Origin of the sequence: Ralstonia sp. RRA (genome assembly GCF_037023145.1) — a bacterium.
Classification (GTDB): domain Bacteria; phylum Pseudomonadota; class Gammaproteobacteria; order Burkholderiales; family Burkholderiaceae; genus Ralstonia.
Window position 1 is genome coordinate 2,210,536 of record NZ_CP146091.1, and the last position, 16,577, is coordinate 2,227,112.

Consider the following 16,577-nt stretch of genomic DNA (forward strand, 5'->3'; position numbering starts at 1 on the left):
GCTTGCCATGCAGAGCCGGCCCACGGCGCACAATCGCCGATACGGCGCCGGGAAAACGATGCGCTGAACAACCAAGATGGGGAGCGAAAAACGGCGCACAACCCGAAGGCTGCGCGCCGCATAGCGTTACGGACGCGTGAACACCAGCGTGCCGTTGGTCCCACCGAAGCCGAAGTTGTTCTTCACGGCCACGTCGATCTTCATATCACGCGCGGTATTGGCGCAGTAATCGAGATCGCACTCGGGATCTTGATTGAAGATGTTGATGGTCGGCGGCGACACCTGATTGTGCAACGCCAGAATCGTAAACACCGACTCAAGCCCCCCCGCCCCGCCCAGCAAGTGGCCGGTCATGGACTTCGTGGAGTTCACGACGACCTTGCCGGCGTGATCGCCAAAGGCCGCCTTGATGGCGTCCGATTCGTTCTTGTCGCCCAGCGGCGTCGACGTGCCATGCGCGTTCAGGTACTGGACCTGATCCGCATTGATGCCGGCATCACGCAGCGCGTTGAGCATGCAGCGGCGTGGGCCATCCATGTTTGGCGCGGTCATGTGGAATGCGTCGCCGCTCATACCAAAGCCCGAGACTTCCGCGTAGATCGTGGCACCACGCGCCTTGGCGGCCTCGTACTCCTCGAGCACCACCACGCCGGCACCCTCACCCAGCACGAAACCGTCGCGGTCCTTGTCCCACGGACGGGACGCGGTGGCGGGGTCATCGTTGCGGGTCGACAATGCGCGCGCCGCGGCAAAGCCACCGATGCCCAGCGGCGAGACGGTCGACTCGGCACCACCGGCAACCATCACATCGGCATCTCCGGCCTGAATCAGGCGAGCCGCCAGACCAATGCTGTGCAGACCCGTCGTGCAGGCGGTCACGGCCGCCAGATTCGGGCCCTTCAGACCAAACATGATGCTCAGATGCCCCGAGATCATGTTGATGATCGAACCCGGCACGAAGAACGGCGAAATGCGGCGCGGGCCGCGATTCGTGTATTCAGCGTGGGTATCTTCGATCATTGGCAGACCGCCAATGCCGGAGCCGACCAACACGCCAATGCGCTCGGCGTTGGCCTCGGTGATCTCCAGCCCGCTGTCCTTGAGCGCTTGCACGCCCGCGGCAATGCCGTAGTGGATGAAGGTATCCATGCGGCGCGCCTCATTGGCGGGAATACCGTATTCCTCGACATTGAAGCCCTTCACTTCACCAGCGAAGTGCACGGCCAGCGCGGAATGATCGAATTTGGTGATGGTGGCGATCCCGGTCTTGCCAGCGACCAGATTGGCCCATGCTTCGGCGACCGAGTTTCCTACCGGAGAGACCAGCCCCAGGCCGGTTACGACTACGCGACGACGGCTCACTATGCTTTCCTGCAACTCTGTATCAGCGACAAAGGCCACAGAAAGCGCGCCACCCGGTCAAACCGGACAACCGCCCTTTCTGTGGCCCGCGATGTCAAGAGATCGATTGACGCTTACGCCTTGACGTGGGCGGTCGCGTAGTCGATAGCTTGTTGCACCGTGGTGATCTTCTCGGCTTCCTCGTCCGGGATTTCCATACCGAACTCGTCTTCCAGAGCCATCACCAGCTCAACCGTATCGAGCGAATCCGCGCCCAGATCGTTCACGAACGACGATTCGTTCTTGATGTCGCCTTCAGCGACGCCGAGTTGTTCAGCGACGATCTTCTTGACGCGTGCTTCGATGTTGTCCATTTAACCCTCCAGGGAAGTATTCGACAAAAAGTGCGCGCATTCTAGCAGGTTTGCGCGGCGAAAAACCGCGCCTGAATCCTTGCAAAAACTGCGCCCAATATGATGCTAAAAGCCTGTTAATTCAGCGATTTCACAGGATTCTGCGCATGCGCAAGACCCCGCACAATCGCCGCCGGGACGGCTTCCTTATCCCATGTACATGCCGCCGTTGACGTGCAGCGTCGAGCCCGTAATGTAGCCCGCTGCCGGTGACGCCAGAAAGGCAACCGCGCTGGCGATGTCTTCCGGCGCACCCAGACGGCCCAGCGGAATCTGCGCCTTCAGCGCGGTATGTTGCTCTTCCGACAGAACCTTGGTCATGTCGGTATCGATAAAGCCCGGTGCGATGCAGTTGACCGTGATGTTGCGGCTGCCGATTTCGCGAGCCAGCGCACGCGCCATGCCTTCCACGCCAGCCTTGGCAGCGGCGTAGTTGGCCTGACCAGGGTTGCCCGCAGAGCCTACCACCGAGGTGATGTTGATGATGCGACCACCGCGCGCCTTCATCATCGGGCGCAGCACGGCGCGCGACAAGCGGAACACAGCGGAGAGGTTCGTGTCGATCACCGACACCCACTCCTCGTCCTTCATGCGCATCGCCAGGTTGTCCTGCGTGATGCCGGCATTGTTGACCAGAATGTTCAGGCTGCCATGCGTTTTGATGGTCTCGTCGACGACGGCTTCGCAGCGCGCAGCATCATTCACGTTGAGCACCACGCCCACACCCTTCACGCCGGCCTCTGCAAAGTAGGCCGTGATGGCTTGCGCACCAGCGTCCGACGTTGCCGTACCGACCACCGTCGCGCCCTGGCGTGCCAGTTCCAGCGCGATAGCACGGCCGATGCCGCGCGAAGCGCCGGTAACGAGCGCGACTTGGTTGTTCAATGCTTGGGTCATACGAATCCCGTTGATTATTTGAGTTGGCCCAGCACAGCCTCAAGCGAAGCCGGATCGAAGATCGCATCGCCGATGATCTCGCCGTCGATACGCTTCACGAGGCCCGCCAGCACCTTGCCCGGGCCGCACTCGACCACGCGGGTGATACCGTCAGCCTTCATCTTCTGCACGGTCTCGACCCAGCGCACCGGCGACGCGGCCTGGCGCACCAACGCATCCTTGATAGCTGCCGGATCGTTCACGACTGCCACGTCCACGTTGTTGATGACGGGAACGATTGGCGCATTGATCGTTACGTTGGCGAGATATTCGCGCAGACGATCCGACGCCGGCTTGAGTAACGACGAGTGAAACGGCGCCGACACCGGCAGCGGCAGTGCGCGCTTAGCACCCTTGGCCTTGGCGATCTCGCAGGCCTTCTCGACAGCGGCTTTGGCACCCGCGATCACCACTTGGGCCGGCGCGTTGAAGTTCACGGCTTCCACCACGCCCGCAACCGATGCCTCGGCGCATGCAGCGCGCACATCGTCGTCCGACAAGCCTAGGATGGCAGCCATGCCACCCTCACCCACCGGCACAGCTTCCTGCATCGCTTTGGCGCGAAAACGCACCAGCGGCACAGCATCCTTGAAGGCGATCGCACCAGCAGCGACCAGCGCCGAGTACTCGCCAAGGCTGTGGCCGGCCACGACGGTCGGCGTCGGACCACCTGCCGCCTGCCATGCGCGATAGACCGCCACCGCAGCCGTCAGCATGACCGGTTGCGTGTTAGTGGTCAGGTTCAACTCTTCAGCCGGACCTTCGGCGATCAGCTTGCCGATGTCCTGACCCAGCGCATCCGAGGCTTCGGCCAGCGTGGCCGCCACAGCCGGATGATCGGCAAACGCGTTGAGCATGCCGACCGATTGCGAACCCTGGCCGGGAAAGACGAAAGCGAATGTCATGGCTCGTATTGTTCGTTCTGGAAATTCGTCAATCAGAAGCGCAGCAGTGCCGCGCCCCACGTAAAGCCGCCGCCCACGCCTTCGAGCATCACGTGCTGACCACGCTGAATGCGACCGTCACGCACGGCAACATCGAGCGCCAGCGGAATCGAGGCGGCCGACGTATTGCCATGCTCATCAACGGTGACGATCAGGCGCTCGTTCGACAGCCCCAGCTTCTTGGTCGTGCCCTGCATGATGCGGATGTTGGCTTGATGCGGGATCAGCCAGTCGACCTGCGAGGCCTCCATCTCAGCCTTGGCCAGCGCCTCACGCGCCACCTTGTCGAGCACTGTCACGGCCAACTTGAAGACGGCCTGGCCATCCATGTACAGGAAAGCGCTGCCTTGGATCGCGCCCGCAGCCACATTGCCGGGCACGCACAGAATGTTGGCGTGGCTGCCGTCGGCATGCAGGGCCGTCGACAGGATGCCTGGCTCATCGGAAGCCTGCAGCACCACGGCACCAGCACCATCGCCGAACAGCACGCAAGTCGTGCGGTCATTGAAGTCGATGATGCGCGAGAAGACTTCCGAACCGATCACCAGCACGTTGCGGTATGCGCCCGAGCGAATGAAGTTGTCGGCCGTCGACAGCGCGTAGACGAAGCCGGAGCACACGGCCTGCACGTCAAACGCCGCACAACCGTTGGTAATGCCCAGTTTCTGCTGCACGAGGCAAGCCGTGCTCGGGAAAACGAAATCCGGCGTGGACGTCGCCACCAGGATCAGGTCGATCTCAGAGCGGTCAATACCAGCGGACTCAATCGCGCGTTCGGCCGCCTTGACGGCGAGATCGCTACACGTGACATCGGGCTCGGCAAAGTGGCGCGCGCGAATGCCGCTGCGCGTGACGATCCATTCGTCGCTCGTCTCGATGCCCTTTTCGGCCAGTTGTGCAGCCAGTTCTTGATTGGTGACCCGCTTGGGCGGCAGGTAGCTGCCCGTGCCGATGATCCTTGCGTAACGTGTCATGTGCGGTGGGGTGAATGCTGACTCGGGGGCAACGCGCTCAAGCGGCGTCGGCGGCCGGAGTGGAAGTGGAGACCGGCGCAGCGCCCGCTGCGTCGTGATGCGATTCGAACGCCTGCGCAATGCGGGCGATCACGCCGTTGGCCGCTGCGTCGTAGGCGCGTTTGATCGCCCATTCAAACGCATAGGCATCGGCCGAGCCGTGGCTCTTGATGACAAGACCCCGCAGGCCGAGCAGCGCGGCGCCATTGTAGCGCCGATGGTCAACACGGCGTTTGAAACGCGAAAGCACGGGCAGCGCCACCACCGCGAGCAGCTTGGTGAACCACGAGCGGCTGAATTCTTCGCGCAGCATCTCGCCGATCATCTTGGCGAGGCCTTCTGTGCTCTTGAGCGCCACGTTGCCGACAAAGCCGTCGCAGACGACGATGTCCGTGGTGCCCTTGAAGATGTCGTTGCCTTCAACGTTGCCGAAGAAGTTGAGATCGGAAGCGCGCAGCAGCTCACCCGCCTGCTTGACGACCTCGTTGCCCTTGATGACTTCTTCGCCGATGTTGAGCAGGCCCACCGTCGGGCGCGGCTTCTGCTCGACCACCGACACCATTGCCGAGGCCATTTGCGCGAACTGCAAAAGGTGCTCGGGCTCGCAATCTGCGTTGGCGCCGAGATCCAGCACCGTGGTGCCTGAGCCCTTCTCGTTCGGGATGGCGGTGGCGATGGCTGGGCGGTCAATCCCGTCCAGCGTTTTGAGAACGTAACGCGACACAGCCATCAGGGCACCGGTATTGCCGGCGGAGACGCACGCCTGCGCGGCGCCCTCCTTGACCTGGTTGATGGCCACGCGCATCGAAGAATCTTTCTTCTTGCGCAGCGCGATCTCGACCGGATCGTCCATCGACACCACCTCAGAGGCGGGGACGACGTGGATGCGCGGGTTCGCGGCGGCGTGAAGTCGTTTGAGCTGCGCCGCAATGACGTCAGGCTGCCCGACGAGCAGCATTTCGACGTCTTCGTGTGCGGCGAGAAATTGGATCGCTGCAGGGATCGTCACGCCAACGCCGTGATCGCCACCCATGCAGTCGATGGCAAGCTTGATGGTCATGCGAGTCTGAGTTGCGGTTTCACGTGCGGCTTCAGCATAGGCGCCGTATGGTACACAAACCCGACCACGCCTTGCCGAATTCTGCGCAACAAAAAAGCGGCAAATTGGCTTGCCGCTTTTCTGTTTGCATCATGAACCTGTGCGTTCAGACCAACCCAACGCGCTTGCCAGAGAACTGGCAAATCGCATCAGTCGTTCTTGGTCTTCACAACCTTGCGGCCACGATAGTAGCCGTTCGGGCTCACGTGGTGACGCAGGTGGACTTCACCCGTGGTCGGCTCGACAGCGATCGGGGCCGTGGTGAGGAAGTCGTGCGAACGATGCATGCCGCGCTTGGACGGCGACTTCTTGTTTTGTTGAACAGCCATGACTGACTCCTAAGCAATTTGATCGATTTTATCACATCACACGGAGCCGGAGCGTAGCCATTCCGGTAGGCGTGTGAAACGTACTGCCATCAACGCACGCAAAACCTGCATGCGCCTAATGTTTGGTCTTCAGATTGGCCAGCACCGCGAACGGCGACGGCTTCTTTTCGGCTTCCACCGCTTCCGGCAAGACCTCATCCGGACAGACTGCATGACGCGGTGACACCGGCAGCGCCAGCAGCAACTCGTCTTCGATCTGCGTGATCAGGTCGAAGTTACGGGAGCCGACGATGACATCTGCCTCGTCATCATCCAGCGGCGCTGCGTCAGCCTCTTCCTCCGAGCGCATCACCTCCAGGCGCGTACGCACCAGCAGCGATTGCTCGTAGGCATGCAGGCAACGCTGGCATTGCAGCCAGACGGCACCATCCACTTCCAGATCAACGAAAAGACGCTGGCGGGCCGACTGACCCGCGGTGGCTTCCTCGCGCACCGCGCCCTGCATCTGCCAACGGAACGGCTTGTTGGCATCAGCCGGCGCATCGGCGGCCTGCTCGGCCAGCAGACGGGGCATATCGGCCAGGGCGACCGTGCCACTTACCTGCTCGCCACTGCGGATGAACGCGAAAAGATCGAATGATCGAAAATTCATGATCGAACCCGCTGAACGCGTTGCCGCTTGTTGCCGATATGTGCGCGAAACCTGATTTGTGCCGCCTTGCGCGCGAACCCCGACACCTTCCGGCATCTTGCGCCTGGGCGCCCGGTTTGCGACACTGCGCGGCCAAACCGCGAAACGCGGGATTATAGCGAACAAAAACCTCTGGCGTCAAAAGGTTTTCGCTCAAAAACCACTGCATCTTCAAGCACTTATGACTTCTGCCTCGCGTCCGCCGCTGATTCTCGGCTCCAGCTCGCCTTATCGGCGGGAATTGCTTGAACGCCTGCGCCTGCCGTTCGAAATCGTGGTGCCGAACATTGACGAGACCCCTGCACCCGGCGAATCGCCCGACCAGACCGCACTCCGTCTGGCCCGACAGAAGGCGGAAAAGGTGGCGTTGGACTATCCGGGCGCGCTGGTGATCGGCTCCGACCAGGTGGCCACGCTGGACGGCAAGCAGGTCGGCAAGCCCGGCGATCACGCTCGCGCACTCGCCCAACTGCATTGGATGCGTGGACGCACCGTCACATTCCACTCGGCGCTGTGTCTGTACGACGGCCGTACCGGGCAGCATCAAAGTGAGGATGTCCGCACGCTCGCGACGTTCCGCGACCTCTCCGATGCCGAACTGGACGCCTATCTGCATCTGGAACACCCGTACGACGTGGCCGGCAGCGCCAAATCCGAAGGCTTGGGCATTGCCCTGCTGGAGCGCGTGGAATCGTCGGACCCGACGGCCCTGGTGGGCCTGCCGCTGATCGCACTGACCAGCATGCTGCGCAACGTGCACTACCCCCTCTTCGCCTAAATCATGGCTGGCACGCTTTACCTCATCCCGAATACGCTCGGCTCGCGCGATGCGGCCGACCCGCTGCCCGACGTGATTCCCGCGGGCGTACAGCAGATCACTGCCCGGCTCGACTACTTCGTCGCCGAGCACGCCAAGACGGCGCGTGCGCTGCTGAAGAAGCTGGCCGAAACCACGCCGCTGGCACGCCCGCTGCAGGAAATCACCATCCGCGAACTCAACGTCAAGACGCCGGACTCAGAGCTGAAAGCACTGCTGGCGCCGGTCATTGCCGGGCAAGACGCGGGGCTGATGTCGGAAGCGGGTGTGCCGGCCGTGGCCGATCCGGGCGCCAACCTCGTGCGCCTCGCCCACCAGCACGGCGTGCGCGTGAAGCCGCTGGTGGGGCCAAGTTCGATTCTGCTGGCGGTGATGGCATCCGGCCTGAATGGCCAGAGCTTTGCGTTTAACGGCTACCTGCCGGTGGATGCGACTGAGCGCAAGACCAAGCTGCGTGCGCTGGAACAGCTCTCACGCTCGGCGGGGCAAACCCAGGTTTTTATCGAGACGCCGTACCGCAACGGCGCGCTGCTGGAAGCCATCCAGGCCGGTTGCGCACCGGGCACGCTGCTTTCCATCGCGGTGGATCTGACGTTGCCCAGCGAGCAGGTGGTGACGCTGCCAGTGAGCGACTGGCGCGCCGACCGCATGGATTTGCACAAGCGGCCGGCGATCTTCTCACTCCTGGCGCGCTGATTATTCCTTCATCAGCAACTTGAGCTGGCCCGTCGCGGCCAGCGCCTTGACAGCCCCCGCGCCCATCGCCGTGCCAAGCTTGCGGGCAACGCGCGAGGCGAAGTTTTCCTTGACTGTGTAGTCGACCACGTCCGGCGCCTTGATAACGTTGCGCGCCACGAAATCCGCACTACCAAGCCCATCAGCCAGACCCAGCTCAATCGCCTTCGAGCCAGTCCAGAACAAGCCCGTGAACAGTGTCGGATCGTCCTTCAGACGGTTGCCACGACCTTGCTTGACCACGTCGATGAACTGCTGATGGATGTCGTTGAGCATGTCCTGCGCGTACTGCTTCTGCTGCGGCGACACCGGCGAGAACGGGTCCAGCATCCCCTTGTTCGAGCCAGCCGTGAGCAAGCGGCGCTCCACACCGACCTTGTCCATCAGGCCGGTAAAGCCGAAGCCGTCCATCAGCACGCCGATCGAACCAACGATGCTGGCCTTGTCGACATAGATTTTGTCAGCCGCCGCGGCCACGTAGTAACCACCCGAGGCGCACATCTCCTCCACCACCACGTACAGCGGGATGTTCTTGTACTTGGCACGCAGGCGGCGGATGTCGTCATTGATCATGCCCGCCTGCACCGGCGACCCACCCGGCGAATTGATCTTGAGGATCACGCCGACCGTGTTGTCATCGGCAAACGCGGCTTCGAGGGACGCGTTGATGTTCTCGGCGCTGGCGTTCGTGTTGGCGGCGATCTCGCCATCGAGGTTGACCACCGCGGTGTGGCGGCCGGTGCTGACGGTCTCGCCCTCGAAGCTTGCGAACGCCCAGAGAATCAGACCAACGATACCCAGCGACACGAAGCGGAAGAAGATGCGCCAGCGGCGTGCTGCGCGTTGCTCACGCACCGTCGCCATCAGCACCTTTTCGAGCACCTCTCGCTCCCAGCCGCTTGGCTGCGCCTGGGCCGACGCGGGAGCCACAGGTGCAGGCTTGCCAGCGGCCGGGTCGCGTAGTTCAGCTTCGAGCGGGTGTTCGGCGTGCTGCGTGACTTCCAGTGCTTCCGGTTTGCCGGCGCCCTCTTCGGGCGATTTCGGCGGATTCGAGTCGGTCATAGACGAGGTGGAGAACGTTCGAGGAGATCGAGAAGATGGACGACACCTTCATGCCGGTGGAATCGGCGCCGGTGCGGGCGCCGGCATGCGAAACAACGCGTCGGGCTGCCACCAGACCTCGCCGTCGCGCTCGGCAATGTCGAGCTTGGACAGATGCGAGCCTCGGCACGGCCCGCCAACACAGCGACCGGTATCCGGCTCATAGATGGCGCCATGCGTCGCGCACATCAGATACAGCCCGGAGCTTTCAAAAAACTGCCCTTCCTGCCAGTCCATTTCCATCGGCACGTGTGCGCACTGGTTCAGGTAACCATGCACGCCGCCTGCGTAGCGGACGACGAAAGCGCTCACCGTACGCCCACGCACTTCCACGGGGAAACGCACGCCCAGACCGCCATCTTCCAGCGCGGTGCTTTCGCAGATGCGAACCGGCTCGGCCATTTCAGGCATGGTCAGCCAGCCAGCGGTGCAGATCAGCGACCGATTGCGCGCAGTACAGCGGCGTGAGCGCATGCAGCACATCGGCAGGGTGCGCGCCGTATGTGACGGCCACACCGGCAGCCCCCGCATTGGCGGCCATCTGCAAGTCGTGCGTGGTGTCGCCAATCATCAGCGTGCGCTCGACATCCATGCCCAGATCGCGCGTGAGTTCGAGCAGCATCGCCGGATGCGGTTTGGAGAACGTCTCGTCAGCGCAGCGCGTATTGTCGAATACGCCGGTCAGGCCCGTGACCTCCAGCGCACGCTGCAGGCCGATGCGCGACTTGCCGGTCGCCACGGCCAGCAGGTAATTCTCGCGGCGCAGTGCATCGAGCATCTCGCGCACGCCCGGAAACAGCACCAGTTGCGAATCGCGGCTGAGGTAATGAAAACGATAACGTTCAGCCAACTTGCCGTAGTCTGCCGGGTCGAGCGTCGGCACGGCGTATTCAAGCGCGTCACGCAAGCCCAGACCAATTACGTGGCTGGCGTGCGCATCATCCGGCACGGGCAGATCCAGATCCCGGCACGCAAGCTGGATCGACCGGGTAATGGCCGACGTCGAATCCATCAAGGTACCGTCCCAGTCGAAGACGATCAGGTCAAAGCGCTGCTGGGGCATCGGGATCGGGACTCTCAGATTGGAAGGCGTTGAGGAAATCGGCGCACTCGGCCGGCAACGGCGCGTTGAATGTGACGATTTCGCCGCTGTGCGGGTGCGTCAACTGCAGACGATGCGCGTGCAGGAACATCCGCCCCAGTCGCGGCGACGCGTTTGCACGCGATAGCGCCTTGTTGAGTGCGAAATCGCCGTACTTGTCATCACCAAGGATCGGGAAGCCCGCATGTGCCAGATGCACCCGAATCTGGTGCGTGCGGCCGGTTTTCAACTCCGCCTCAAGCAGGGTGTACGGCCCAAATACGCCGACCTTATTGAAAATCGTGTGCGATGGCTGCCCATCGGCCTGTACGCGCACGCGGCGCTCGCCTTCTGGCGTCGTGAATTTGTGCAGCGGCGATTTGATGTGCTGGCGCTTGTGCGGCCAGACGCCCTTCACGGCAGCGAAATAGCGCTTGTCGAGCTGGCCTTCGCGAATCTGCTCGTGCAGCGCTACCAGCGCTGAACGCTTCTTGGCAAGCAGCAAGACGCCAGAAGTCTCGCGGTCCAGACGGTGTACCAGCTCAAGGAACTTCGCGTCCGGGCGCGATTGGCGCAACTGCTCGATCACCCCGAACGCGACGCCCGAGCCGCCGTGCACAGCCACGCCGGCCGGCTTATCGATCACCAACAGATGCGTATCTTCATGGAGGATCGTGAACTCAGCGGCCGGCACAGCTCGCGGCGCTTCTGCCTGCTGAGCGATCCGAAGCGGCGGAATGCGCACCAGATCGCCGAGTTTGAGGCGATATTCCGCATCGATGCGTCCTTTGTTCACCCGCACCTCGCCGGAGCGCAGGATGCGGTAGATATGGCTCTTGGGCACGCCCTTGGCCAAGCGCATCAGGAAATTGTCGATGCGCTGGCCCTCAGCGTCCTCGCCGATCTCGACATAGGCGACGGATTTTCCGTCGAGTGCGTCGCGCACGGCTTCTTGAATGCGGCCATCAAATGGATGGCGTAACTCATTCATTTTCAATATAATTTTCTCGCTGGACAGTCGTTTAGGCGCCAGCAAAGCCGGTCGGGACGAAACAACAGCTATTGTACACAGCCACCGTTTCCGTCCGGAACGTGCCGATTCCCCACCCACTTGTGTTACAAAGCTAATCACGTGGCCGGTCAAATCGGCACGAAAGCAGCACGCACCGCTATCCCATCGCGCAAGACGTGAACCAAAGATCACGTCGGCAAGATCGGCCAGCGTAGAACGAGCAGCTGGTAGAACAGAATTCAAAAGCGGGCGCCACATGGTCTCCATACGGCGCCCGCTTGGTGAAAGAAGCCCTTGCCGCACCACAGTTGGTGCCGGCCGGCTCAGTATCCGGTTACCGCGTTGCCATGGCGGTCCGGCGGCAAAACTCCAACAAGCAGCACGCCGCCCGATTCGCCCCGCCGCGGGTTTCGCCCGGACACGCCGCGCCGTCTATTCGCTCTTTGTGGTCGCTTCACGCGACTCGCCGCCGCCGGCCCGCCCGCACAACGCGTTGGGCCCGTGGCACGAGTGACAGGACGCGCGACAAGACGCCAACCGCGTCTGCGAACTCCGCCCTGCCGTCCGTGACGCCCTCATTTCTTTCGCCCGTGCCCCGTCGCGCCGTCTTTTTATCGGTCGACACTCCGGCAATTCTTTGACCACCCGCTCCGCCTTCGCGTGCTCCATGAAGCGCCGTGCTTGCACGGCATTGGAGTGAGGTTGCAATGAAACGCATGTTGTTCAATGCGACGCAGCAAGAAGAATTGCGCGTCGCCATTGTCGACGGTCAGAAACTGATCGACATCGACATCGAAACCGCCGGGCGCGAACAGCGCAAAGGCAATATCTACAAGGGTGTCATCACCCGCATCGAACCGTCGCTGGAAGCCTGCTTCGTCAACTACGGCGAAGAACGGCACGGTTTTCTCCCCTTCAAGGAGGTCGCCCGCGCCTATTTCAAGGAAGGTGTGGACGTGCGCAATGCGCGCATCCAGGATGCGCTGCGCGAAGGCCAGGAGCTGATCGTCCAGGTTGAGAAAGAAGAACGCGGCAACAAGGGCGCAGCCCTGACCACGTTCATCTCGCTGGCCGGCCGCTACCTGGTGCTGATGCCGAACAACCCGCGTGGCGGCGGCGTGTCGCGCCGCATCGAGGGTGAAGACCGCCAGGAACTGCGCGAAACCATGGCGCAGCTGGAAGTGCCGGACGGCATGAGCATCATCGCCCGCACCGCCGGCATCGGCCGTTCGGCTGAAGAGCTGCAGTGGGACTTGAACTACCTGATGCAGCTGTGGAAGGCCGTCGATGGCGCTGCCGTCGACAACAAGGCCCCGCTGCTGATCTATCTCGAATCCAGCCTGGTGATTCGCGCGATTCGCGATTACTTCCAGCCGGATATCGGCGAAATCCTGATCGATACGGACGATATCTACGATCAGGCCCGCGCCTTCATGAGCGTGGTGATGCCCGACAACATGAATCGGGTGAAGAAGTACCGCGACGACGTTCCCCTGTTCTCGCGCTTCCAGATCGAACACCAGATTGAATCGGCGTACTCGCGCATGGTGATGCTGCCCTCGGGCGGCGCCATTGTGATCGACCACACCGAAGCGCTGGTCGCCATCGACGTGAACTCGGCACGCGCCACCAAGGGCGCTGACATCGAGGAAACCGCCGCGCGCACCAACCTCGAAGCCGCCGACGAGATCGCCCGCCAGCTCCGCCTGCGCGACCTGGGCGGCCTGATCGTGATCGACTTCATCGACATGGAGTCGAGCAAGGCTCAGAAGGACGTCGAGACCCGCCTGAAAGACGCGCTGCGCCACGACCGCGCCCGCGTGCAGATGGGCAAGATCAGCCGCTTCGGCCTGATGGAACTGTCGCGCCAGCGCCTGCGTCCGTCGCTGTCGGAAGGCTCGCACGTCACCTGCCCGCGCTGTAACGGCACGGGTCACATCCGCGATACCGAATCGTCCGCCCTGCAGGTGCTGCGCATCATCCAGGAAGAGGCGATGAAGGAAAACACCGCCGCGATCCACTGCCAGGTGCCGGTGGAAGTGGCTGCGTTCCTGCTCAACGAGAAGCGCCCGGACATCAACCTGATCGAGACGCGCTTCAAGGTCAACGTCCTGCTGATCCCGAACAAGCATCTGGAGACGCCGCACTACAAGCTCGAACGCCTGCGCCACGACGATCCGCGCCTGGACGACACCAAGGCCAGCTACAAGATGGCCGAAGAGGCCGCCAAGGAACTGGAAGCCGACACCGCCTACAGCACCCGCAAGGAAGCTGCCAAGCCGCGCCAGGAAGCCGCCGTCAAGGGCATCACGCCGGAACAGCCGGCACCGGTGTCGGTGCCGCGCCCGGAGCGCCCGGTTCCCACCGAAGCCACCCCTGCTCCGCAAGTGGCTGCGCCGGTACCCGCCCAAGGCGGGTTCATCTCGTGGCTGAAATCGCTGTTCGGCGGCAAGCCGGCTGAGCCGGTGGTTGCAGCGCCGGTTGAAGCACCGAAGCAACGTACGGAAGACGGCAACCGCCAAGGCCGTGGCAATCGCCAGGACCGTAGCGGCCGTGGCCAGCGTGGTGAACGCGCGGAACGTGGCGAACGCCAGGGTCAGGGCCAGCAACAAGGTGGCCGTGAAGGCAACCGCCAAGGCCGTGACCGCAACGAAGCCCGCGAAGGCCAACAACAAGGCCAGCGCGAAGGTCAACGTGACAGCCAACGCGGCAACCGTGATCGCAACCGCCAGCCGGCCCAGGTCGAAGGCGGCGCACGCGAAACCGCTGAGGCCCGCCAGCCGCAGCAAGGTCAGGAAGCCCGCGCCGACGGTCAGAATCAGGGCCAAGGCCGCCGCGAGCGCAACCAGGAACGCCGTGAGCGCCAGCCGCGCGAAGGTGCCCGCGAGGGCCGCGAAGGTCGTGAGACCCGCGAACCGCGCGAGCCGCGTGAAAACCGCGAGCGCGATCAGCAAGCCAAGGATGCCGCTGCCGTGACCGCCGAAGGCCTGATCGAGCAAGTCGCGCCGCAAGTGCCGCAAACCCTGCTCGACACCACGGTTCCGGCGGAAGCTGTGACTGCGGAAGGCGTTGTGCCGGGCGCAGAAGGCAACGGTGAGGGCGAAGAGCGCCGCCGCCGTGGCCGCCGTGGCCGCAACCGCTATCGCCGTGACCGTGAAGGCGCTGATGGTGTACGCGCTGAAGGTGAAGACGACGCGGAAGGCAGCGAAAACGCCATCGCAGAAGCGGAAGTGCATGCTGCGCCTGAAGGTAACCAGCCCGCCGAGCCGGCACCGCACACGACCGTGACCGAGCCGGTGCAGACTGCCTCGTTCGCACCGGTCGAGGCGCCGGCCCCGGTGGTCCAGGAGCCCGTGCTTTCGGCTGAAGTCGTGACACCAGTCGCCGCCGCGCCTGTTATGCAGCCGGCTGAGCCGGCCGTGGTGGCTGCCGCTCCGGCAATTGAAGCTGCCGAGGCTGCTGTCGAAACTGCGATGGCCGCTGCACCGGCACCGGTCAGCGCGGTCGCCAAGGCTGCGCCGCTGTCCGTTGAAACGCTGCAAAGCGTGGTGACCAACGTCGGCATGACGTGGGTCCACACGGATGCGCAAAAGCTGCAAGCCTCGCAGGAAGAGGCTGCCCGCACCGTCACGCCGCCGCGCGTGCCGCGTGAGCGCAAGCCGCTGCCGCCGATCCAGCAAGGTCCGATGATCCTGGTTGAGACCGGCCGCACGCCAAGCGGTGCTGATCAGCAGTAAGTATCTACCCGGCGGGCAACCGTCGGCGCATTGCCTGAGGGCGGCTTCGGCCGCCCTTTTTCCTGTGCACGATTTGCGGGGCCGGAATTGTGCTCCCCGCGTCAAACAGGGGCTGCGCTACACTCGAAGATGTATCCAGCGTGATCGCCCTGCTTTGTGGATTGACGCGCCGCAACACACCATGACCGAAACCGTCATCCCCCTCTACGATCTGCGTGATGTACGTGATGGCCAGCACCATCGCGCCACGGTGCCAACCGTGCCGGACACGCTCGTCCCGGCACAGGGCTGGCTGACGGATACACGCGGCCGCCGGCTACACGATCTGCGTATCTCGGTCACGGACCGCTGCAACTTCCGCTGCGTCTACTGCATGCCGAAGGATGTGTTCGACAAGGACTACCGCTTCCTGCGTCACTCCGAACTGCTGTCGTTCGAAGAGATCGAGCGCATGGCTCGCCTGTTCATCGAACACGGCGTCGAGAAGATCCGCCTCACCGGCGGCGAGCCCCTGCTGCGCAAGGACATCGAGCGCCTGGTCGAGATGCTCGCGCGCCTGACCACCGCCGAGGGCAAACCGCTCGACCTGACGCTGACGACCAATGGTGCCCTGCTGGCACGCAAGGCGCAGTCGCTCAAGGACGCCGGCCTCAACCGCGTGACCGTCAGTCTGGATGCCATCGACGATGCAGCCTTCCGCCGCATGAACGACGTTGATTTTGCCGTGAGCGAGGTACTGCACGGTATCGAGGTCGCGCAGAAGGTGGGCCTCGCGCCGCTCAAGGTCAACATGGTCGTCAAGAAAGACGACAATGACAGCCAGATCGTGCCGATGGCGCGCCATTTCCGGGGCAGCGGCATCATCGTGCGTTTCATCGAATACATGGACGTGGGCACGACCAACCACTGGGAGATGGGCTCCGTCGTACCGTCTGCTGAGGTAGTCAAGCGCTTGTCCGCGGCGTTTCCGCTGGAGCCGGTTTCGGCCAACTACAGCGGCGAGACGGCCGAGCGCTGGCGCTATGTGGATGGCGCGGGCGAGATCGGCGTGATCTCCAGCGTCACGCAAGCGTTCTGCCACGATTGCACACGCGCGCGGCTCTCGACCGAAGGCAAGCTGTACCTGTGCCTGTTTGCGACCGAAGGCTTTGACCTGCGCGCTCTGTTGCGCAATGGCACGACTGACCTCGAACTCTCCAACGCGATCCGCACCATCTGGCAGGGCCGTGCAGATCGCTACTCCGAACTGCGTGCCGATGGCCAGGGCCATCCGGCAGGCCGACGCATCGAAATGTCCTACATCGGCGGCTGAGCCCGCTTAGGCAACC

The 16,577-nt window shown here is 63.1% G+C and carries 16 protein-coding genes; 4 read left to right on the top strand and 12 right to left on the bottom strand.

Going from position 1 to position 16,577, the window contains the following annotated elements; translation table 11 throughout:
* Nucleotides 1-126 precede the first annotated feature (126 nt).
* The 8 genes from fabF to V6657_RS10865 form a co-directional block, all read right to left on the bottom strand.
* A complete protein-coding gene (gene fabF, locus V6657_RS10830) occupies nucleotides 127-1,362 on the bottom strand; it encodes a beta-ketoacyl-ACP synthase II (protein ID WP_137884609.1) in 1,236 nt (411 codons plus the stop codon).
* 113 nt (nucleotides 1,363-1,475) lie between these two features.
* Nucleotides 1,476-1,715 carry an acyl carrier protein gene (gene acpP / locus V6657_RS10835; RefSeq protein WP_021195372.1) on the bottom strand — a complete coding sequence of 80 codons (240 nt, stop codon included), beginning with the start codon at nucleotides 1,713-1,715 and terminating at the stop codon, nucleotides 1,476-1,478.
* Nucleotides 1,716-1,901: 186 nt separating this feature from the next.
* Nucleotides 1,902-2,651: a 3-oxoacyl-ACP reductase FabG gene (fabG, locus tag V6657_RS10840; protein WP_048931791.1), complete on the bottom strand. Its 750-nt coding sequence runs from the start codon at nucleotides 2,649-2,651 to the stop codon at nucleotides 1,902-1,904.
* A gap of 14 nt (nucleotides 2,652-2,665) precedes the next feature.
* Nucleotides 2,666-3,595 (bottom strand): ACP S-malonyltransferase, encoded by a 930-nt coding sequence (gene fabD, locus V6657_RS10845; protein WP_048931790.1) that lies wholly within the window; start codon nucleotides 3,593-3,595, stop codon nucleotides 2,666-2,668.
* 32 nt (nucleotides 3,596-3,627) lie between these two features.
* Nucleotides 3,628-4,608, bottom strand: a complete 981-nt coding sequence (locus V6657_RS10850) for a beta-ketoacyl-ACP synthase III (RefSeq protein ID WP_048931789.1) — start codon at nucleotides 4,606-4,608, stop codon at nucleotides 3,628-3,630.
* Between the two features lie 37 nt (nucleotides 4,609-4,645).
* Complete coding sequence (gene plsX / locus V6657_RS10855) at nucleotides 4,646-5,707, bottom strand: phosphate acyltransferase PlsX (protein ID WP_048931788.1); 1,062 nt, start codon at nucleotides 5,705-5,707, stop codon at nucleotides 4,646-4,648.
* Nucleotides 5,708-5,895: 188 nt separating this feature from the next.
* Nucleotides 5,896-6,075: a 50S ribosomal protein L32 gene (gene rpmF / locus V6657_RS10860; protein ID WP_003268823.1), complete on the bottom strand. Its 180-nt coding sequence runs from the start codon at nucleotides 6,073-6,075 to the stop codon at nucleotides 5,896-5,898.
* Nucleotides 6,076-6,190: 115 nt separating this feature from the next.
* A complete protein-coding gene (locus V6657_RS10865; RefSeq protein ID WP_048931787.1) occupies nucleotides 6,191-6,727 on the bottom strand; it encodes a YceD family protein in 537 nt (178 codons plus the stop codon).
* Nucleotides 6,728-6,947: 220 nt separating this feature from the next.
* On the opposite strand from V6657_RS10865, the gene V6657_RS10870 reads away from it, so the two are divergent.
* Both V6657_RS10870 and V6657_RS10875 read left to right on the top strand, forming a co-directional pair.
* Nucleotides 6,948-7,544 (top strand): Maf-like protein, encoded by a 597-nt coding sequence (locus V6657_RS10870; RefSeq protein ID WP_021195378.1) that lies wholly within the window; start codon nucleotides 6,948-6,950, stop codon nucleotides 7,542-7,544.
* Nucleotides 7,545-7,547: 3 nt separating this feature from the next.
* Nucleotides 7,548-8,279 (top strand): SAM-dependent methyltransferase, encoded by a 732-nt coding sequence (locus tag V6657_RS10875; RefSeq protein ID WP_048931786.1) that lies wholly within the window; start codon nucleotides 7,548-7,550, stop codon nucleotides 8,277-8,279.
* Here the strand turns inward: V6657_RS10875 and V6657_RS10880 are convergent, their stop codons facing one another.
* From V6657_RS10880 to V6657_RS10895, 4 genes are read right to left on the bottom strand one after another with little or no spacing between them, the layout of a single operon-like run.
* Complete coding sequence (locus V6657_RS10880) at nucleotides 8,280-9,380, bottom strand: S49 family peptidase (protein WP_048931785.1); 1,101 nt, start codon at nucleotides 9,378-9,380, stop codon at nucleotides 8,280-8,282.
* Between the two features lie 48 nt (nucleotides 9,381-9,428).
* Nucleotides 9,429-9,830, bottom strand: a complete 402-nt coding sequence (locus V6657_RS10885) for a Rieske (2Fe-2S) protein (RefSeq protein ID WP_048931784.1) — start codon at nucleotides 9,828-9,830, stop codon at nucleotides 9,429-9,431.
* On the bottom strand, nucleotides 9,823-10,482 hold the full coding sequence (locus tag V6657_RS10890) for an HAD-IA family hydrolase (protein WP_048931783.1): 660 nt from the start codon (nucleotides 10,480-10,482) through the stop codon (nucleotides 9,823-9,825). The genes V6657_RS10885 and V6657_RS10890 overlap by 8 nt, the downstream gene beginning before the upstream one ends.
* Entirely contained in the window at nucleotides 10,463-11,491 is a 1,029-nt protein-coding gene (locus V6657_RS10895; protein WP_048931782.1) for an RluA family pseudouridine synthase, read from the bottom strand. The genes V6657_RS10890 and V6657_RS10895 overlap by 20 nt, the downstream gene beginning before the upstream one ends.
* 728 nt (nucleotides 11,492-12,219) lie before the next feature.
* On the opposite strand from V6657_RS10895, the gene V6657_RS10900 reads away from it, so the two are divergent.
* Nucleotides 12,220-15,249 (top strand): Rne/Rng family ribonuclease, encoded by a 3,030-nt coding sequence (locus V6657_RS10900; RefSeq protein WP_048931781.1) that lies wholly within the window; start codon nucleotides 12,220-12,222, stop codon nucleotides 15,247-15,249.
* Nucleotides 15,250-15,430: 181 nt separating this feature from the next.
* Nucleotides 15,431-16,561: a GTP 3',8-cyclase MoaA gene (gene moaA / locus V6657_RS10905; protein ID WP_048931780.1), complete on the top strand. Its 1,131-nt coding sequence runs from the start codon at nucleotides 15,431-15,433 to the stop codon at nucleotides 16,559-16,561.
* Nucleotides 16,562-16,577: the final 16 nt, after the last annotated feature.